Origin of the sequence: Chryseobacterium sp. HR92 (genome assembly GCF_045689405.1) — a bacterium.
GTDB classification, from domain to species: Bacteria; Bacteroidota; Bacteroidia; order Flavobacteriales; family Weeksellaceae; genus Chryseobacterium; species Chryseobacterium viscerum_A.
Map to the genome: position 1 here is coordinate 1,462,604 of NZ_CP139139.1, position 20,252 is coordinate 1,482,855.

Annotated in this window: 19 protein-coding genes; 11 read left to right on the forward strand and 8 right to left on the reverse strand. The window is 35.7% G+C overall.

All coding sequences use genetic code 11. The annotated features are described in order from the left end of the window. The first annotated feature begins 53 nt into the window (after positions 1-53). Together gldJ and murF are read left to right on the forward strand one after the other, a co-directional pair. Entirely contained in the window at positions 54-1,655 is a 1,602-nt protein-coding gene (gldJ, locus tag SFA27_RS06600) for a gliding motility lipoprotein GldJ (protein ID WP_047378453.1), read from the forward strand. 155 nt (positions 1,656-1,810) lie between these two features. Then, entirely contained in the window at positions 1,811-3,082 is a 1,272-nt protein-coding gene (gene murF / locus SFA27_RS06605; RefSeq protein ID WP_264517319.1) for a UDP-N-acetylmuramoyl-tripeptide--D-alanyl-D-alanine ligase, read from the forward strand. 67 nt (positions 3,083-3,149) lie between these two features. Here murF and SFA27_RS06610 read toward each other — a convergent pair whose 3' ends face one another. Then, on the reverse strand, positions 3,150-3,767 hold the full coding sequence (locus tag SFA27_RS06610) for an NUDIX hydrolase (RefSeq protein WP_264517320.1): 618 nt from the start codon (positions 3,765-3,767) through the stop codon (positions 3,150-3,152). Between the two features lie 472 nt (positions 3,768-4,239). Here SFA27_RS06610 and SFA27_RS06615 point away from each other — a divergent pair, with 472 nt between their 5' ends. Continuing rightward, positions 4,240-4,629, forward strand: a complete 390-nt coding sequence (locus tag SFA27_RS06615) for a hypothetical protein (RefSeq protein ID WP_047378450.1) — start codon at positions 4,240-4,242, stop codon at positions 4,627-4,629. Between the two features lie 47 nt (positions 4,630-4,676). On the opposite strand, the gene SFA27_RS06620 is transcribed toward SFA27_RS06615, so the two are convergent. From SFA27_RS06620 to mdlD, 4 genes are all read right to left on the reverse strand, one after another. Next, positions 4,677-5,720 (reverse strand): anhydro-N-acetylmuramic acid kinase, encoded by a 1,044-nt coding sequence (locus SFA27_RS06620; protein WP_264517321.1) that lies wholly within the window; start codon positions 5,718-5,720, stop codon positions 4,677-4,679. 10 nt (positions 5,721-5,730) lie between these two features. After that, positions 5,731-6,321: an LPS export ABC transporter periplasmic protein LptC gene (gene lptC / locus SFA27_RS06625; protein WP_047378448.1), complete on the reverse strand. Its 591-nt coding sequence runs from the start codon at positions 6,319-6,321 to the stop codon at positions 5,731-5,733. Position 6,322: 1 nt separating this feature from the next. Then, the gene (locus SFA27_RS06630; protein ID WP_407297151.1) at positions 6,323-7,633 is read right to left on the reverse strand and encodes a hypothetical protein; all 1,311 of its coding nucleotides are present in this window, start codon (positions 7,631-7,633) and stop codon (positions 6,323-6,325) included. 195 nt (positions 7,634-7,828) lie between these two features. After that, on the reverse strand, positions 7,829-9,148 hold the full coding sequence (gene mdlD / locus SFA27_RS06635) for an NAD(P)-dependent benzaldehyde dehydrogenase MdlD (RefSeq protein WP_047378446.1): 1,320 nt from the start codon (positions 9,146-9,148) through the stop codon (positions 7,829-7,831). 251 nt (positions 9,149-9,399) lie between these two features. Here mdlD and SFA27_RS06640 point away from each other — a divergent pair, with 251 nt between their 5' ends. From SFA27_RS06640 to SFA27_RS06665, 6 genes are all read left to right on the forward strand, one after another. Continuing rightward, a complete protein-coding gene (locus tag SFA27_RS06640) occupies positions 9,400-10,518 on the forward strand; it encodes an ATP-binding protein (protein WP_407297153.1) in 1,119 nt (372 codons plus the stop codon). 273 nt (positions 10,519-10,791) lie between these two features. Then, positions 10,792-11,430 (forward strand): TetR family transcriptional regulator, encoded by a 639-nt coding sequence (locus SFA27_RS06645; RefSeq protein WP_047378444.1) that lies wholly within the window; start codon positions 10,792-10,794, stop codon positions 11,428-11,430. Next, a complete protein-coding gene (locus SFA27_RS06650; protein WP_047378442.1) occupies positions 11,414-12,727 on the forward strand; it encodes a TolC family protein in 1,314 nt (437 codons plus the stop codon). Before SFA27_RS06645 ends, SFA27_RS06650 begins: the two co-directional genes overlap by 17 nt. A 16-nt stretch (positions 12,728-12,743) precedes the next feature. Beyond that, positions 12,744-13,847 (forward strand): HlyD family secretion protein, encoded by a 1,104-nt coding sequence (locus SFA27_RS06655; RefSeq protein ID WP_047378441.1) that lies wholly within the window; start codon positions 12,744-12,746, stop codon positions 13,845-13,847. A 94-nt stretch (positions 13,848-13,941) separates the two neighbouring features. Then, on the forward strand, positions 13,942-15,519 hold the full coding sequence (locus SFA27_RS06660) for a DHA2 family efflux MFS transporter permease subunit (RefSeq protein WP_047378440.1): 1,578 nt from the start codon (positions 13,942-13,944) through the stop codon (positions 15,517-15,519). Positions 15,520-15,909: 390 nt separating this feature from the next. Further along, positions 15,910-16,506 (forward strand): hypothetical protein, encoded by a 597-nt coding sequence (locus SFA27_RS06665; RefSeq protein WP_407297156.1) that lies wholly within the window; start codon positions 15,910-15,912, stop codon positions 16,504-16,506. A gap of 275 nt (positions 16,507-16,781) precedes the next feature. Here the strand turns inward: SFA27_RS06665 and SFA27_RS06670 are convergent, their stop codons facing one another. The 3 genes from SFA27_RS06670 to SFA27_RS06680 are packed head-to-tail and all read right to left on the reverse strand — an operon-like array spanning position 16,782 to position 19,148. Continuing rightward, complete coding sequence (locus SFA27_RS06670) at positions 16,782-17,795, reverse strand: TQO small subunit DoxD (RefSeq protein WP_407297158.1); 1,014 nt, start codon at positions 17,793-17,795, stop codon at positions 16,782-16,784. 53 nt (positions 17,796-17,848) lie between these two features. Then, complete coding sequence (locus tag SFA27_RS06675; protein WP_156118471.1) at positions 17,849-18,205, reverse strand: hypothetical protein; 357 nt, start codon at positions 18,203-18,205, stop codon at positions 17,849-17,851. A gap of 31 nt (positions 18,206-18,236) precedes the next feature. After that, positions 18,237-19,148, reverse strand: coding sequence for an alpha/beta fold hydrolase (locus SFA27_RS06680; protein ID WP_407297160.1), 912 nt, complete (start codon positions 19,146-19,148; stop codon positions 18,237-18,239). A 160-nt stretch (positions 19,149-19,308) separates the two neighbouring features. Between SFA27_RS06680 and SFA27_RS06685 the strand changes: the two genes are divergently transcribed. Both SFA27_RS06685 and SFA27_RS06690 read left to right on the forward strand, forming a co-directional pair. Further along, the gene (locus tag SFA27_RS06685; RefSeq protein WP_407297162.1) at positions 19,309-19,626 is read left to right on the forward strand and encodes a MazG-like protein; all 318 of its coding nucleotides are present in this window, start codon (positions 19,309-19,311) and stop codon (positions 19,624-19,626) included. Then, positions 19,626-20,186 carry a DNA-3-methyladenine glycosylase I gene (locus tag SFA27_RS06690; RefSeq protein WP_407297164.1) on the forward strand — a complete coding sequence of 187 codons (561 nt, stop codon included), beginning with the start codon at positions 19,626-19,628 and terminating at the stop codon, positions 20,184-20,186. Before SFA27_RS06685 ends, SFA27_RS06690 begins: the two co-directional genes overlap by 1 nt. The last annotated feature ends 66 nt before the right edge of the window (positions 20,187-20,252 follow it).

Below are 20,252 nucleotides of genomic sequence, written 5' to 3' on the forward strand. Positions count from 1 at the left end.
ATTTATTGAATAATTTATTTTTTCTTTGTACTTTGAAAATATTTATATCGACTATGAAAAAACTAAAGTTGTTTTCATTAATAGCATTAAGTTCTACACTTGCATTAACCAGCTGTGGCGGATCGGGAACCAGCAAAGGTGGCGGTACCAAAAAATTTGTCAGTAAAACGGGTTGGAAACCAAACGAAAAACAAGGTTGGTTTTTTGCAGGAAAGCAACAAAAGCAGAAGGGGTGGCCTGGAATGGTATATGTAGAAGGTGGAACTTTTACAATGGGATTAGTGAAAGATGATGTTATGCACGATTGGAATAACACACCTCGCAGAATGCAGGTAAGTTCATTCTTTATCGGAGAAACAGAAATTACTAACTACGAATACCGCGAATACCTTACATGGTTGAAGTATGTATTCCCACCAAGTGATCCTAGTTTTAAGGAAATCTATAACGGTGCTTTACCGGATACCTTATTATGGGACAACAAATTAGCAAGAAACGATTATAATGAAACGTATCTGCGTTCTCCGGAGTTTGATTATTATCCGGTGGTAGGAGTTTCCTGGACTCAGGCAAACAGATACTGTGAATGGCTGACAGACAGAGCGAATGAAAAAGCTTTGATGCAGTCTGGTATTATTGCCAAAGATTTGTATATCAACGAATCCAACAACCAGGGAGGAACTGCATTCAACATGGATAAATTCAAATCGAATGATCCTGAAATGCAAGGATATATCAATGAAAAAAGAATGCAGCAAAAAACTGGTATGAAAACCACAAACCAGAGATTGCTTGCAGCTAACAGAGCTCCAAATTCTGCAATGGTACAGAAGTTCAGACTTCCTACCGAAGTTGAATGGGAATATGCAGCTCTTGGTATGGCAAAAACCAGAGAATATAACCAATACCTAGGTAAAAAACCTGAAATCGAAAGATTAAGAGGTACCAAAGGAAGAGACAGAGGAATGTTCCTTGAAAACTTCAAAATGGGTAAAGGTGACTATTCAGGGATCTCAGGATGGAAGAATGACGGTTCTGCACAGACTTCTGATGTAAGAAAGTATCCTTCTAATGACCTTGGGGTATATGGTATGTTCGGAAACGTTTCAGAATGGACTGCGGATGTTTACAGACCAATCATTGATGAAGATTACAGCGATTTCAACTACTATAGAGGAAATATGCCTCAGGCTATTGTAAGAAATGGTGACGGAACTTATAAAATGATCGACGAAGGTACTATCAAATATGATACTTTGGCTGACGGAAGATTAGTTTATAAAGGACTTCCTGGACAATTTGAAAGACAAACTATCGCTGATTACAGAAACTACAGAGATGGTGACAGACAGTCTTCTTTAGAGTATTACAGAGCTTCTGATTCTGCTGCAGGATTCGATATGTACAATGCTCCTAAACAAAGCTTTGTTGTAGACGGAGCTGGTAGAGTGAAATTACAGAAAGATACCAAAGACAGAACTTCAGCAGTTTCTAACGAGGTTAGAGTTGTAAAAGGAGGTTCTTGGCAGGATACAGCATATTGGCTGGATCCGGGACAAAGAAGATATAAAAATCAAAACAGAGCTTATGGTTGGGTAGGATTCCGTGTTGCACAGGATTCAAGAACTAACGATAAGGGTAGAACTAGAAGATAATATTTATCAAAAAATACTTATAAAAAACCTTCCGGACTTTCGGAAGGTTTTTTTATTTTTGGATCATGAAATCGCTTCGGTTAAAAAGTCTAAAATACTTATAGAGATTTGGCGATTGCATGTGACTTCTTTTAAAAAAAAATATATATTTCCACATGAATATAGAACAGTTTTATCCTTTATTTCTGCAGGCCGCAAAAGTGACCATTGATAGCAGAAAAATAGCAGAGAATGATATTTTCTTTGCCTTTTCCGGTGAAAATTTCAATGCAGCTACATTAGCGGAAAAAGCCATAGATGATGGAGCTTTGGCAGTAATTGTTGAACTTCCGGAATTCGAAAACAGAGATAAAAATATTTTCTATGTTCCGTCTACCCTTGAGTTTTTACAGCAGCTGTCTATCTATCACAGAAGCAAACTTAGTATTCCTTTTATCGGGCTTACAGGAAGCAATGGGAAGACGACTACCAAAGAATTGATTCATGCTGTCCTTTCAGAAAAATACAATGTGCAGTATACATTTGGAAACCTGAATAACCATATCGGAGTTCCTTTGACAATCCTTTCCATTAAACCGGAACATGAAATGGCTGTGATTGAAATGGGAGCTAATCATCAGAAAGAAATTGAATTCCTTTGTACCATCGCTCAACCTGATTTTGGATATATTACCAATTTTGGGAAAGCTCATTTAGAAGGATTCGGAGGTTTTGAAGGTGTGATTAAAGGAAAGTCTGAGCTTTATGACTATCTTAAAAACAATAACAGAACTATTCTTGTTAATGAAAATGATCCTATCCAGACTGAGAAAACTGAAAACTATTCACCTAAGATTACTTTTGGAAAAGTGACATCGGATTACAATTTTGAATCTTTTTCAGAAGAACATTTTGTAGGGTTGGCATATCAGGGAGTAAAGGCTGTTTCAAAACTCACTGGTGAATATAATTTTACCAATCTTTGCGCAGCGGCAAGTCTGGGACTTCATTTCGGAATCAGTTTTGAAAAAATAAAACATGCTCTGGAATTGTATACGCCTACCAATATGAGATCACAGGTTGTGAAAAAAGAGGGGAGGACTTTGGTTCTGGATACTTACAATGCCAATCCAAGCTCTATGACGGCTTCGTTGAATAACTTTATCAGTTTTGAAGGCAGTAAGACTATTATTATTGGTGATATGCTGGAATTGGGTGATGAAAGTGAGAAAGAACATCAGAACATTTTAAAGCTGGCTCAGGATCTTCATTTCAATGAGATTATCACTGTTGGAAAACATTTTAAAGAGGTTAATTCTTCAGACCTTGCTTTTGAAAATACAGCAGTCCTGATAGAATATTTAAAACAGAATAAAATTCAATCTGAAAATATATTGTTGAAAGGTTCCAGGGGGATTGCTCTGGAAAAACTAATCGACTTTGTATAATACAAAAAAAGGAGGTTGAATGTTGTTGAATAATAACTTCCAGCCTCCTTCTTCCAGCTTCTTACCTTTAAGCTTCCAGCTTCTTTATATCCCAGAATTCTTTTACGATCAGTATAATATTTTTAAAGGTACTTGGGAAAACTTCATTTTCAATTTCTGATGTCGTTTTCCAGGCAACTTCAGTAATGCCTTCTTCTATTTGCGGTTTGGAAGTATCCTCTCCGTCAAAGTTCATTTCAAACCAATGGGTACATTTTAGGATCTTTTCTCCGTTTCTTTCTACATAAATATGGTAGGTGGTATTGATGAATTTTATGAGTTCAACATCACTCAGCCCGGTTTCTTCTTCTATTTCCCGTACTGCAGACTCCTCTCTGGATTCTCCTTTTTCCATCTTACCTTTTGGAAGATCCCATTTGCCAAGTCTTTTAATAAAAAGAACTTTCCCTTCAGGATTATTCACAAGGCCTCCCGCTGCTTCTATAATTCTGAAAAGCTTTTGAAATTCCTGCCATATTTCATCCAAATTCTCTCCATATACATTAAGTTCCTGTACAGAAGTATTCTCCAGAAGGTCTAATGCTATTTCTAAAGTTGTGAAACTTTCATACCGAATTTCTTTTTCAAGATTTTCAGGATGTTTAGACACCAATAATTTTTTTTCGTTCACAAAAACTTTATACATCTTATATAGTAGATTTTAGAATTGATTATCAGTGATTTGTTATTTTTCAAAACAATAAAAAATGACTTTTTAATTATTTTTTACTACAATCACTCACAAATATATAAAATTGTAATAGAAATTAAACATTAAACAGAGGCATATTTTACGTATTTATGATGGAGCATAGAAAGTAAATTCCCTTATTGACGCTCTCTTTCTTGGCTATTTACATAGAAACTGTCACGAATTGTTTTTAAAGGCTTTTAAGCTTTAAGATTATATTTCAAAAGTATGTTTTAGTGGTGTCTTTGTAGACAAATTTTTATAATTTTGTTATTGTGATAAACGGATACCTGCCATTCTTTGTCTGATTGCCGGATGATCAGAAAATTATGTAATAAATAAAATATTGACTATCAGTTTGGAGTATTTATGCACAAAAACTTTATACATTTGTAAGAGTTAAGAATTTAATTATAAAAAATAAGAAATGAATTTAGAAGGACGAAAGATTATTGTCAATAAATCATCTAAAGAACTTACCGAGTTGCTGAAATCACCTGAAAATTACAAAGATTTTATGCCGGATGGTCTTCAAAAATTTGAAACAAGAGATAACGGATTTAAATTCGGATTACAGGGAATGCCGGAAATTGCGTTAAAAATAGATGAAGTGGATGACCAAAAAGCTGTTTTAAGATCTGCAAGTTCAAGTTTGGACTTCACTTTAACAGCAACTTTAAACCCAATTAATGATAACCAGACTGAAGTTCAGATGTTATTTGAGGGGAAATTCAATCCATTCATCAAAATGATGGTAGAAAAACCATTACAGAACTTTATCAATACGCTTACCGATAAAATCGAAGCTTATAAATAATAAAAAAACCTTCATTTTTGAAGGTTTTTTTTTATTTTAATGTAGTTTTATGCTATGGCTCCAGAAGAGTGGTCAGAAGAACTTCCTGTAGCAGATGAAAGTACATTCACCTCATTATTGAGCTTTAGAACTCCCATAAAAGCAAAGATCAGAGCTTCCTTATAATCAATAATTTCTTTTTTAGGGATAATCACTTCAGCTTGTGTTTTTGATCTTATTTTTTCAATTAAAAATGAATTGTAAGCGCCTCCTCCAGTAATAAGGATATTCTTTATATTATTTTTATTGATGACATTGGCGATCTGCTGGGCGGTATGCTCTGTAAAAGTTGCCAGGGCATCTAAGATTTCAATATTTTTAAGAGCTGGAAATATATGTTCATGGCACCATTCGATTCCCAAAGATTTTGGGTGTGAATTCTGGTAAAAATCTAAAGCATTAAGATCGTTCAGTAAAGTTTCATTGATTTTTCCTTTTTGGGCAAGCTCTCCGTTTTCATCAAAACTTTTGTTGATGTGCTGAGCCAGATGATTCAATACAATATTCACCGGTGCTATATCAAAAGCGATTCTTTTTCCGTCTGACTGTAAAGAGATATTGGAAAACCCGCCAAGGTTTAAACAGGCGTTGTATTCTGAAAAAAGTAATTCATCACCTATAGGAACCAATGGAGCTCCATTTCCTTTCATCAGGACATCCTGACTTCTGAAATCATAGATAACGGGTAATCCGGTTTCCAGTTTTATCGCTCTGCCATCACCTATCTGAAGTGTAAATTTTCGATTAGGCTGATGGAAAATCGTATGACCATGAGAGGCAATCAAATTGATGTTTTCGAGTTGATGCTTATGAATGAATTCTTTAACCTGCCGGCCAAGATAAAAACCATATTCGGAATTCAGTTCCAATAAATCTTCCGCAGAAAGATGAATGGAGTGTCTAAGCTTATTTTCCCAATCCTCAGCATAGGGGATTGTTTCGGCTTTCAGGATCTGAAAAGACCATTTGTCTTGTTTCTCAAATTCTGCGAGACAGATATCCAAACCGTCCAGACTTGTCCCGGACATCAGTCCAATAGCCAGAGCTTTCATTATTTGGGGATTATTTTTTATTCTCAGAAATTCTCTTTGAACTGAAATCTCCTGAGTTGTTATAGAAAGTATATTCTGAAAAGTCATCCTTTGCAGTCATCCCATTGGCTCCTACCAGTGTAGAGCCGTCTTCCATGGTAACATATACTGTATCTTTAGTGTAGATTCTGTTCTTTTTTTGGTCCCAATAAATACTCTGCATTGCAAATCTCTGCCCTTCATTGGTTTTTATTCTTACATCACCTTTGGCTTCGTAGAATTTTTTATATTCAAAAATACGTGCGTATTTCGCTGTAATTCTTCCCGGAACTTTAGGTTTCTTTTTATCAAAAAACTCAATATCAATTCCTTTTCTGGCTACTACATAAGGGCTGTCAATCAGCTCATATTTTTCAATGATGGGAGCTTTGGCTTTTAAAGTGACAAAGCCGGAGTCACGCTGTATAATATTGGCGTTGTTGATGATCTGTGAAGGGAAATTTTTGCTTTGGCTGCCATTTCTTTTGGTAAGATCTTCTTCACAGGATGTCAATATAAAAAATATAGCACAACTAAAAAGGCATGCTATATTTTTATATGATATTTTTTTTGAAAAATTCATTCTAGTTATAAAGAGTCTTTCTGAACCATTTATCAGCAAAATTAAAGCCGATTTTCAGGTTGATGAAATTCTGGTTGATCAGGTTATTTTTAAGAGTTCCTCTTTTACCTACTTCCAGACCTATTTCCAGACCACTCATTCTTGTGATACTACTTGTTTTGAATGGAAGCATTACTCCGGCAGAAATACCGAATTTGTTGATGCTTGTCCCTTCCAGTTTAAGGTTTCCTCTTTCATAGAAAGCTCCATATCTGTAGATTACCCTTGAGAAGTAGTTTCTGAAGTTATTATAGTTAGGAAGGTACCATCCACCGGCAGAAACTCTGTAAGTATCCTGAAAGTCGAAAGTTTTACCAAAATAAGCAATATCTTCTCCTTTTTTATAATCCACCTGTCCTGATAGGAACCAATGGTTTTCACTTCCATATCCAACCCCTACGGATGCTTGTAATGGAAGAAGGTTTTTAGATTTTGTTTCCTGCTGATCTATGATGGTTTCATATACCTTAGTGGTTTCCTGAGCATCAGAGTATCTGTAAGTACTGTTAATATACTCAGTAGTCATATTACTGGTGTTACCAAAAGTAGCGGTAGCTCCTACTGTAAACTTCTTGTCAGTACGGGTATTTAAAGTCTGGTAGCTTGTACCCAGTGTAAAATTAAAGTTTCTGACTCTGTTTTTAGTCTGATAACCATTCACATATTCACCAGCATAACTGCCTGTAGCAGGGTTGTATGCACGGAATTCATTAAGGTCATTAAGGTCACCAAAATAAAGGTTTGCTCTTGCTCCTACAGAAAGTTCCTGATTAATTTTATAAGAAACAGCAACCTGTGCCGCATTCAATGTTCCGCTTCCTTTAAAATTATTTCTGTAAAGAGGAGTTACATTATCTTTATCAAGCTGTTCTGTTACGATGTCGTAGCTTTTAGAACTGTATGGCTGATAAGAGATCCCCATTTTCGCTTTAGATGATAATGGAAATGCAAGTGAAATATTGGAAAGATACGTAGAATGCTTTGTAGATTTCATATCGTTATAATTCGATTTGAAATAATTGTTTTCGTTGGTAGCTTCCAGTTTGATACTCGTAAGTTCAAAATTGGCATTGTTTGCTGGGTTGGCAAAATTGAAACTACTGGTAAAATCACTTATAAAAGCAGTTGATATACCTCCCATAGAAGTAGTCTCGATCGTATTATCATATTTCACATCCCCAATTCCATAAGTTGCATAAGGAGAGTTACTTAAACTCTGTGCATTAAGAAAATATCCAACTGATATGAATGATACTACAAAGATTTTTTTCATTCTTTATTTTTAAAATAATGCGCAAATATCTTAAATATTAATGAATTGTAAAAATTATATGTGGTTAAAGTTTGTTAAGGGCTTTTCTTTAAAAGAAAAATGCAATTTTTCTGCAATAAAAATATCAATTCTGTTTTACAAAAAAGACTGCCCTATGATGAACAGTCTTAGTTTTATATGTAGTATATTTTGTTATTATTTTACCTGAAGAACAGAACGGCTGTGGCTAAAACACTCAAAGCTGAATTTCCCATGATATTTACCCATTCCTGAAGTTCCTACCCCTCCGAAAGGTAAATAATGTGAACCCACATGAATAATGGCACTATTGATCTCAGCATCTCCGCTTGTGGTATGATTTAAAACATAATCTGCCAGCTCCTGATCTTCTGTGAAAACGTATAATGCTAAAGGTTTTGGACGGTTATTGATTTCCTCCAAAGTTTCTTCAATATCATTATACGTCATGATAGGAAGTATGGGACCGAAGATCTCCTGCTGCATTACCTGATCATTCCAGGTAACATTATCCATTACAGTTGCTTCAAAATGACGTGTTTCAAGGTCATAATTTCCTCCGTAGATTACTTTTTCCGGAGCTGCTTCCAGATAACCTGCAAGATGTTTAATTTGATTTTGGCTCACAATTTTCCCGATTTTTCCTAATGACTGGCCGTCATAAGTGGCATTTAAATGAGCTTTAAACTTTTCAATAAAGTCATCTTTTATAGATTCGTGGATATAAATATAGTCCGGAGCAACACAAGTTTGCCCACAGTTAATCCATTTTCCGTAAGATATTCTTGCTACTGCTTTATCCAGATCTGCATCTTTATGAACAATCGTAGGAGATTTACCTCCAAGTTCCAGAGTCACCGGAATCAATTGTTCTGCAGCGGCTTTCATCACAATTTTGCCAACATTCGGACTTCCTGTAAAGAAAATATAATCAAAAGGCAGGCTTAATAGCAACGTGTTTTCTTCAATAGCGCCCTGAATGACCGATACATAAGATTCATCAAAAGATTCTTTTACAATATTTTCAAGAACCTGGGCAACATGAGGCGTATTTTCAGAAGGTTTTATAATGGCTGTGTTTCCTGAGATTAAAGCTCCGATAAGAGGACTGAATGTTAATTGAACAGGGTAGTTGAAAGGTCCGATAATATAAGTAACTCCATAAGGTTCATACATTATTTTGCTCACCACTTCAGCTCCCGATGGATGCGGTTTTGAAGGTACAGATGTAGGTTTTGCCCACTCATCAATATTTTCCAGCAAGTAATCCAGTTCACTGATGACAATTTGAATTTCCACATATTCTGCTTCCTTTCTGCTTTTCCCCAGATCAATAGATAAGGCTTCACAAAGGTCATCCGTATGTTGCAAAAAAACTTCACGGAATTTTCTTAATTGTGCTTTTCGGAATTCAATATCTTTTGTTTGATTGGTTTTGAAAAAGGCTTTCTGCTGTTGAAATATTCCTCTGATTTTTTGTTCCAGGTTTGTATCCATTGGTTTAATATTTTATTATTTGAAATTGGTGTGAAATGGTAATGAATTTACGAAAAATTTCACTCGGTAAATCTATTGTTTAAAATTAAATTGTGTGAAATATAAATTTAAGTTTTATTCTAATCTTATGATTGATATTTCCTATAATAGAACTAGGAGTGTTGCTCTTTTGAAATTTGTAGTCTATAGTTTTATACATTTTAAGCAGACTTAATTTTATAAATTGAAATAAGATTTTTTATCTTTGAAACATGAATTGGGAGAACATCGCCGGACAGACAAATCTGAAAAAACTTCTTAAAGAAAGCATTGCCGAAAACAGAGTGAGCCATGCCCAGCTTTTTGTAGGAAAAGAGGGATACGGAACATTACCTATGGTTTTGGCCTATGCAAAAGAGATTCTAAATCGTGAAAATGAATATGCTGCAGCAAAAGTAGAACATCTCAATCACCTGGATCTGCATTTCAGCTTTCCTGTTTTTACGGACAATAGAAATTCTTTAAGCAAGAATAAATTTGATGAATTCAGAGAAATGATCATGGCTTCTCCTTATGCAAGTTATGATGATTGGACTGCTTTTTTAGAGTCTGAAAACAAACAGCTGTTTATTTCAGCAGATGAAATTGATGACCAGAACCAGAAGTTTTCTTTGAAAAGCTTTGAAGGAGGAACCAAAATTCTTATTGTCTGGAGAGCTGATAAAATGAATACCGCGGCTTCAAACAAATTTTTGAAATTTTTAGAAGAACCTCCGGCTAAAACAATTATCCTTCTTACTGCAGAAAGTACCAATGATATTCTTCCTACTATTCTTTCCAGAACACAGATTGTAGAAATCCCGAGAATACATGATGAAGATATTGAGAACCATCTCAAAAAGAACTTTTCTGTTTCAGAAGAAAAAGTGAAAGAGATTGTTCATGAAGCGCAGGGAGATCTTAATGATGCTGTAAAACTGCTGAACTCCGGAGATAAAACCAATGAATTTGAAAAACTCTTTGTACAGTGGGTGAGAGACGCCTTTATGGTAAAAAAGAAGCCTGAATATTTAAGAAGTATAATTCTTTGGGCCAGAGAAATTGCAGGATGGAACCGGGAAAAGCAGAAAAATTTCCTGAATTACTGTTCCGAAATCTTTAGACTTGCACTACTTCAGAATTATCAGTCTGAGAATCTGGTATATAAAAAGATAGATGCAAACGGATTCAACTGGACAGGGTTTTCAAAATTCATCAGCGGAGCCAATATTGAGAGTATCTTAGAAGAAATCAATGCAGCCGACCTGCATCTGACCCGAAACGGAAATCCTAAAATTGTATGGACAGATCTTGGGATAAAACTATCAAGATATATTCACAAAAGCATATAAATAAAACTCCGGCAGCAATACCGGAGTTTTTGTTTTTCATTTTTTTAAGCTTAAAATTTTTAAAGAAATAAAAGGATTTATTGTAACGAGTTATCTGAACTTTAAATAAACCGAGCAATTACTGAGGTTTTTTGCCGGAAACAGAGGCTTTTTTATTAGTCCTGTACTATATTATAGAGATCATCTTTTATTTACAATAAATTAAATCTATATTAAAAAATCAATCAATCGTTTGATTTTGTATAAAACTTGTGTAAATTTGCGCCCTGAAAAATGAACACTAGCATGATTTCAAAAGAAGAAAATATATTATTTGCAGCCGAGAAGCTTTTTGCCGAAAAGGGGTTTGAAGGAACTTCCACCAGGGAAATTGCAAAGGAGGCTAATGTAAACATCTCTATGATCTCATATTATTTTGGCTCTAAGGAAAAACTTTATGAGAAATTAGTGGAATACAGAATGAATGAAGGTCAGTTTTTTTCAAAAGATCTTTTGGGACGAACCGATATCAACGAATGGCAGAAAATTGAAAAAGTAATTGATCAGTTTTCTAATAAAATCAGAACTCAAAAATGCTTTTACAGGATTATGCAGAGAGAGCAGCTGCATACTCAGAATCCTCAGATTGTAGAATTTTTGAAGCAAATCAAAATGGGATTTCTTTCTATGTATTCACAAATATTGGAAAGTGGTCTTAAAAATGGAATTTTCACCAAAAAACCTCCTATTTATCTGCTTCATTCCACAGTAAGCGGAACTTTATTCTATGCTTTCAACGCGAAAGAAATGTATAAAGAATTCCTGAATGAAACAGAAGATGAGGCAGCTTTTGATGAAAGATACTATACAGAACTTAATAGACACATTAAATACTTACTAAAAGACCTTTTAGGTTATGAAGAGAATAAATAACTCAGTGATTGCATTATCACTATTCGTAGGAATAGCAAATGCAAATGCTCAGGAGAAAAAAACACTTTCTCTTGACGAAGCTGTGCAGCTGGGAATCCAGAACAGCAAGAATCTCAAGATCGATGCAGCCAAGATCGAAGAGGCTACAGCTGATCTTTTGGAAGCTAAAAACAGACAGTTGCCGGAATTAAAAGTATCAGGCAGCTATATGTATCTTCCGATAAAACCCAATGTAGATATCAAACTTCCGGGTGTTTCAGGAGCAGGAGGCCCCGAAGTACATCAGGTGCTTTACGGTTCAGCTAATCTTAGTGTTCCGATTTACAGCGGCGGCCGAATCAAATATGGTATTCAGTCGGCTAAATATTTGGTAGAAGCTTCCAAATTAAGCACTGAGAATGATAAAATTGCTATTGCTTATAACGTAGCTCAGGCTTATAATAATTTGTTTAAAGCTAACCAATCAATCAAAGTTTTTGAAGAAAACCTTGCTGCTTCTCAAAAAAGAGATGAGACATTTCTTAAAATGGAAAACAATGGTCTGATTGCAAGAAATGACAGATTAAAAGCAAACCTTCAGACTTCAAATATCGAACTTCAGCTATTGGAAGCTAAGAACAATTACAATATTGCCAACATCAATATGGATTTGTTACTAGGTATTCCTGAGACTACAGAGTTAGAAGTGGATGAAAACTATATTGAAGAAGGTTCAGATGTGAAACCGGTTGATTTTTATGTAACTGAAGCCAGAGAAAACCGTAAAGATTTACAGGCTTTAGCACAACAGAGAAAAGCGGCAGAGCTGGGATCAAAGGCTGCAAAAGCTGAAAACCTTCCTTCTATTGCATTTACCGGAGGTTATGTAGCGGCAGATATTCCTAAATTTCTTACCGTATACAATGCTATCAATGTAGGAATTGGGGTTTCTTATAACTTATCCAATCTTTGGAAAGAAAATTCTTCATTGAGACAATCGCAGGCAAGAGAAAAACAGCTTGCTGCTACAGATGAACTATTGAATGACAACATTAAGCTTGATGTGAACAGAGAATATCAGAATACAGACTATTCAAAAAAGAGAATTACTGTTTTCGAAAAATCTGCTGAGCAGGCTAATGAAAATTACAGAATCACAAAAAATAAATACGATAACGGTCTTGCAACCATGACAGAATTACTGGATGCAGACGCAGCGCAGATTGCAGCAAACGTAGGTGTGATCAATGCTAAGGCAGATGCAGCATTAGCATACAGAAAACTATTACAGACAACAGGAACTTTAACAATTAAATAATCAGATCGAAACCAAAATGGAAAATAATAATACACAGGCAGCTGAACCTAAAAAGAAAAAAAGTTTAGTTTTTCCTATCATTTTAGCGGCAGTAGTAATCGGAGGAGGAATCTATGGTTACAGAGCCTTTACTTACGGACAGTATCATGAAGAGACTGACGATGCTCAGATCGCTTCCAATATGGCCCCGGTAATTTCTAAAATCTCAGGATATGTAGCTCAGGTAAAAGTAAAAGACAACCAGTTTGTAAAGAAAGGAGATACCTTGGTGATTTTGGATAACAGAGATCAGAAAATGGCACTTGATCAGGCTCAGGCAGCATTATCAACCGCTAAAAGCAATATTTCAAATGCAGAAGCTACTACTACAGCGACTTCTAAAAATATCGGCTCTTCCGAAGCGGCAGTAGTAACTGCTAATGCTCAGATAGAAGCTGCAAAAGTAAACGTTTGGAAAACTTCTCAGGATTTGAAGAGATATGCTAATCTTGTAAAAGATCATTCTATTACAGAACAACAGTATGAGCAGGCTTTAGCTGCAAAACAATCTGCAGACAGACAATTACAGGTTTTAGTTGACCAGAGAAATCAAATTGCTCAGCAAACCCATATTGCTTCTTCTCAGACCGCAGCAAGCTCACAACAAATTAGTGTCGCAGGATCTGTTGCCAAACAAAGAGAAGTAGATGTAGAAAATGCAAAACTGAATTTATCTTATACTGTAATCCTTGCCCCTGAAGACGGATATGTAGGAAAAGTACCTACACAGGCAGGCCAGTATCTGCAGGCGGGAGCACAGTTGTTTGCTTTGGTTAAAAACGACCAGAAATGGGTAGTGGCCAACTATAAGGAAACACAGGTAGACAAAATGGTAGAAGGACAGAAGGTGAAAATTGAGATTGATGCTTTCCCTGATCAGGAATTTGAAGGAGTGGTAAGCTCATTCTCGCCGGCTACAGGAGCTACTTTCTCCATTCTTCCTCCGGATAATGCAAGTGGTAACTTCGTAAAAGTAGTTCAGAGACTTCCTGTAAAAATCGATTTTGTAAATCTTGATAAGAATATTGCCAAAAGATTGAGAACAGGAATGAACGTGAAGGCAGAGGTCGCTTTGAAATAGTATTCATGTACTTACGTAAAATGTATTCATGGTGAATTGAAAATCATTAATACATCCTACATTTTACATTAATACAAATATTCGAATAAAAATTATGCAAGATTCATTAGTAGAATATGGAGCGCGGAGAGTAATCATTACGATTACGGCTATCCTTTGTGCCCTTCTTGAAATTGTAGACTCCACGATTGTCAATGTTGCCTTGAATGAAATGAAGGGGAATCTTGGATCTACACTTTCTGAAGTGGGATGGGTAATCACGGCTTATGCCATTGGTAACGTAATTATAGTACCAATGACGAGCTGGCTTTCCCAGCAGTTTGGGCGTAGAAATTACTTTGCGGCATCCATCATTATATTTACCATATTTTCATTTTTATGTGGAAATGCGACCAATATCTGGGAACTTGTGTTCTTCAGACTGATGCAGGGAATCGGTGGGGGAGCCTTATTGGTAACTTCACAGACGATTATTACGGAATCTTATCCGATTGAAAAAAGAAGTATGGCACAGGCCATTTATGGTTTGGGAGTAATCATTGGTCCTACCTTAGGTCCGCCTCTTGGAGGGTATATCGTTGATAACTTCAGCTGGCCATATATTTTCTATATTAATATTCCGATTGGAATTGCAGCAACCTTGATGACACTGCAGTTTGTAAGAAGTCCGAAATATGCAGAAAAACGCAAAGTTTCGGATGTAGACTGGATTGGAATTGGTTTACTGGCAGTAACGGTAGGTTCATTACAGTTCATTCTGGAAAGAGGACATGAGGAAGACTGGTTTGCCAGTGGGATGATTGTAGCATTTACAGTAGCTGCTGTTCTAGGATTTATATTATTCCTTTGGAGAGAGCTTACTTTTAAATACCCAATTGTTGAGCTCAGGGTACTTAAAAACAGTAATCTGAGAATCGGAACAATGATGTCATTCGTGCTTGGATTTGGGCTTTATGGTTCTACGTTCATCGTTCCATTGTATACCCAGAGTATTTTGGGATGGACGGCACTTCAGTCAGGAGCTTTGATGATTCCGGCTGCTTTAACGACAGCTTTCATGATGCCTATTATTGGGAGATTACTTGCAAAAGGAGCAAAACAGCAGATCCTGGTTTCTTTAGGATTGTTCATCTTCTTTGTCTATAGTTTCTGGGGATATAAAATTTTGACACCAGATACCAGTAAAGATGCGTTTTTCTGGATGCTGATCGTAAGAGGAGCAGGTTTAGGACTCCTGTTTATTCCAATCACGTCCTTATCATTAAGTACATTGAAAGGGCAGGAGATTGGTCAGGGAGCAGCATTTACCGGGATGATGAGACAACTTGGAGGGTCTTTCGGGATTGCAGCCATCACAACTTTTATTGCCAATGCAGGCCAGAAGTATAGGAATAGCCTGATTTCTCATCTTGACGAAAACAGTTTTGATGTCCAGCAAAGACTGGCAGCTCTTAAAGCAAGTTTTGTAGCGAAGGGAATGACACCAGATGCAGCAATGAATGCCGCCTATAAAATGCTTGATATGTCTGTTACCAAACAGGCAACAGTACTCTCTTATATGGATGTCTTTCTTTACCTCGGGGTAATATTCCTGGTATGTATTCCGTTTATCTTACTTGTAAAAGAAAGAAAGAGCAAAGAAAAAATAGATTTGAGTGAAGCCATGCACTAAATTTTAATTAAAAACCTTCGATATTCTCGAAGGTTTTTTTTTATCCATTTCTGTTGTAAAATAATATTAGGCAGTAACTTTCAATTTTAATTTTGTTAAATAAAAAATAATATCACTTATTGGAGAGTTTAATTATTTTTTCTAGCTTTACACGAACAAATGAAAAAATATGAATAGATTCCCTTACCCCTCAAACCTTTTTCAAAAAGGAATTTTTCTAATAGAATACCGAATTTTTATCTGAATATCAATTGATCGGGAGCTGTCTTTTACTTTGTTTTTATATCGAATAAAGACGATGTTCTTATTTCCGAAAGCTTTATAAAATACTGCCTTTCGTTTCATTATTTAACTAAACCATGATCTCAGCATACTTACAAAATATTAAATATGAATCAAATACAATTACCGGAAACCTACCTGGCATTATCAGACTTCAGAAAACATGATATCTTTCTTCCTGAAATGAATCAGGCTCAGATTATCTCAGATTTCTTTCCCGGAACCTTTACAGAACTTACCCAGCGTCTGTCTGATATTACAGGAGCTTTTTATGGCGGAATGCTCAAGCAGATTGGCAGACTCTATGGAGGCGATGCAATTGAGCAGCTTTCCAGTACTTTTATGTATGATCTCGGATCCAGAATGACACTGAGAAATCTTGAAATAAAACCTAATCTGCAGCCTGGTATTCCGGCTGTAGCCAAAATATTGATAGGAGCAATTTTTACATCCAGTCCCGAATATAATTTTGAATTTAAAGAATTAAATGAACACAAATGTGAACTGCTGATTAAAGGAGTAGACCGTTACCATAAAATCACGCAGAGCCTGCAGATTGCAGGTCTGTTGAAATGGCCTGTCATAAAACCTTTTTTACAGGGAGTTTGCGATACAATGGGGCTGGATGTTTTACTAGACATAAAAGTACTGAAACTTGATCCGGACAGTTCTTGCTGCTATCATATCACGGTCTCTGAGAAATAGGATAATTATCAATGATCTCGTTGATTATACAGATTCCGCAGACCTTATTGTAATGAATTTTTATCTCAAAATATGAATAAAAGCGGACTAAAGTCCGCTTTTTCTGTAAATGAATGTCTAATGGCTTTAGCCAAAACCAATAAAGTATCTAGTACTTTAACTATAACCTTATCAAAAATATCAGCAGTATTCAATTTTATCGGAGATAAAATCCTTGTGTTTTATGACACATCCATACAAACTTTTCGCGCCTTTGCGTACACTCACAAAATATTTTATTCAATCTTCTCTATCCACTCAATACCGCTGATATCAATCAGTTTCAGCGCGTGAATTTCACTTTTCTGAAGAATATCATCAATATCCAGAGTTACATCAGCCTTTGCTCCCAGAGGAATCACCAGGCTGTGTTTCCCCGGTTTTATTTTGGTTACATAATGATTCTGTATATCTTTTTTAGGAAAATTAGAAAGCTCTTTATGATCCAGTGCTTTTAAAATATTTCCATTTTTGTCCAGAATGTGGATGCCTATCAGGAAAGAGCCATAAACATCGGCACCTTCCGTTCTGTACACTTCAAATTTTAAATTCGAATTATCATGGAAAATATTTGAAATTTCCAGTTTCGGTTTTACCGATTTATTATGAAGGGTTCCCCATACACCTCCATGAAAATACTGATTGGTAAAAAGGGTCAGACTGAATATGATGAGTGATCCGGCCAATACAAGAACTTTTGCTTGTGAGACAGGCAAACTTCCCGAACCAAGCCACTGGAACCATCTTTTTTGAGAAAAACTTTTGTTATTCTTCATGAAATAATAATCCATTGAATAAGGACCGCTTCCGGTAAGAAACAGCACAAATCCGCCTGAAATTCCTAAGACTCCTATCTGCCATTCATCAAGACAGGTTGTTCCCAGCCAGCCAGAACCCAAAAGAATCCCGAGGGCAAGACCGAAGATGCCGATACTCATAAGCCGTGTAAATAACCCGAGAATAATGAATAATCCCACAATAGCTTCAATAATAGTGAAAATCATCATGGATTGCTGTAAAGCATCAGGATGGGTAACCAGATATTCGATAATAGGCTTTATGCCAAGTGCATTCGGTAAAAAATGATTGAATTTTTCCCCAATATATCCCTGTTCATCAGGAATAAGTTTATTTTCGAGGATAAGCCTGCGCCAGAAGGCTGAAAAGTAAGTCCATCCGATGACCATTCGGAGAGATAAAGTATATAATCCGGCCATGTCCGAAGACTGGCTGTTTAAGGTATGTTTCATTGAAAATTAATATTGTATTATAAAAAACTGATTCTTTAATTGGATTAAAAAAATTAAACCAGATTAAGCTTCAGTCTTTTAAATAGAATATATTTCGGAGGGCTGCTTCCTGTAGAATGCCCTGAGTATTCATTGAAGAAAATCTTCTTTTCAGCAGAATTTTTTGCAATGGAATAAAAATTGGAAAAAGAATCTTTGTATTGCTCCTGAATTTTAGCTTTTGATACTGAAACTCTTGTGGAAACAGATGCTGTATCGCAGCTGGAAGAAAGTGACGAGGTTGTCTTTACCTTATTCAGCCCGCTGATGTACTGAATATCAAAAATATCAAGAACATTTCTTTTTACAGAACACGGTGATAATGAAAACACCAAAACAAGCATCATAATGACAGCTTTATAGGTTTTCATATGGAGTCCTGAATTGGGCATAATTACAAAACTACACTTTTAGCTTAATAAATTGTAAAAAATCCTCCTGCTGATCTACAAATAGGTAATGAGAACAGTTGTCAATAAGCTTGAAATTTTTCTTCCCGACAATATTTTTAAGATTATTCAGCTGTTTTTCTGAAAATATTCCATCATTTTTACCATACACAGCAAAAATGGAAATTCCTTTTTTTTGGATATTTTTTAAAACAGATGTATTATCCAGATTGTTAAGAGGTTCATTTTTATAAAATTTAAGAGGCGAATCAGAATTTCTGATGTTGTTTTTATAAAATTCACTCGCTTTGTATTCGTTTCTCAGCATTTCACTTTCGGGAGTAGGATTGGGCATATCGAAGAAATTGAGTTTACCGGCCATTTCATAGCATCTTTTTCTATAGGCTGCAGAATTTTTGTCCAGATTTTCTATTTCTGAAATCTCTTTGAGCTGGGAAGGATCGTTCTTAAAATGTTCTTTAGCCTGTTTCAAAATATGATTGTAGGTTTCCTGCTGGGTAAATAAAGCTCCGGCAAGAGTCAGTGTATTTACTTTTTCAGGAAACTGTGAAGTGAAAAGAGTCCCGATAATTCCACCGAAGCTGTGGGCAAGAATATTTGCTTTTTTGAGATGATAAGTTGTGTAAATTCCTTTTAAATCCTCAAAACTTTCTTTAAAAGTCATGGTAGCATTTTCATCTTTTGAACGGCCTTCCCCACGCCTGTCGTATACAATTACGTAAAATCCTTTATCGGCAAGTTTTTGAGCTGTGGTTCCTTCAAATAAAGTAGCATTTCCGCTTGGTCCTCCATGAATAAAAATAACAGGAATATTTTTTGGATTTCCATAGGCTTTAGAATATAAGTTTTGGGCATTTATGACTATGGAACATATACTAAAGATGAAAGAAAACAATGACTTCATGATGTAGTTTTTGAGCTCTCTAAACTACTGAATATTCTCTGAGTGGAAGAAATTAAATGGAATTATGATTAAATTTAAAAATTGAAATCACTGCTGACGGACAGTTGTCACAGTTCCGGTTTATCTTTACATCCTGAAAGTTTACTTAAAACAGCAAAATATGGAAACCAATAATTTTGACATCATCATAAAACGTTCTTTAGAAATCAGAGAAAAGTATCATCAGCTGGAAATAAAAAGCAACGGAACCCAATGGACATTGGAAGAGGATGCTCTTGCTTATCTTACGGATGCGGGACTAGTAGGGAGAAATGTAATGTCTCATGAGAAAACATGGCTGAAAAAAGATTCAGCGGAAGAATTGGAACATAAATTAGCAGAAAATATCTGGTGGCTGATCATCCTGGCAGACCGCACGGGAATTGATATTAAAGAAGCCCTGGAACAATTTTTAACGAAAACAGAAAACATATTCTAATGAGTTATTGTTTAGCAATAGAAGGCATGCAGCCTGAAAGCAGAAAAGAACTGCACAAAAATTACCATGACAATTATTATGGGTTTCCCATTCATGATGATAATGAGTTGTTTGGAAGACTGATTCTGGAAATCAACCAGGCAGGACTAAGCTGGGAAACCGTCCTGAAAAAAGAAGACAGTTTCAGAAAAGCATATGACCATTTTGATATCCGAAAAATAGCAGTCTATACAGAAGAAGACCGCGAAAGACTGCTAGGTGATCCGGGAATTATCAGAAATAAACTAAAGGTAAATGCAGCGATTGAAAATGCTAAAACGATTATAGAGCTTCAGAAAGAATTCGGATCATTTGAAAAATGGCTGGAACATCATCATCCTAAAACCCTGGAGGAATGGATGAAGGTATTCAAAAAAACATTCAAATTCACAGGCGGAGAAATCGTAAACGAATTTCTTATGAGTACCGGATATCTGAAAGGAGCTCATCATGAAAGCTGCCCGATACATTCAAAAGTTTTGGCTCAAAAGCCTTTGTGGAAAAAGGTTGAAGTGAGGTAGAATACGGATTATTCAACAATTATAATACAATTAATAAGCCTGGATTCCTACGGAATGACAAAGTGT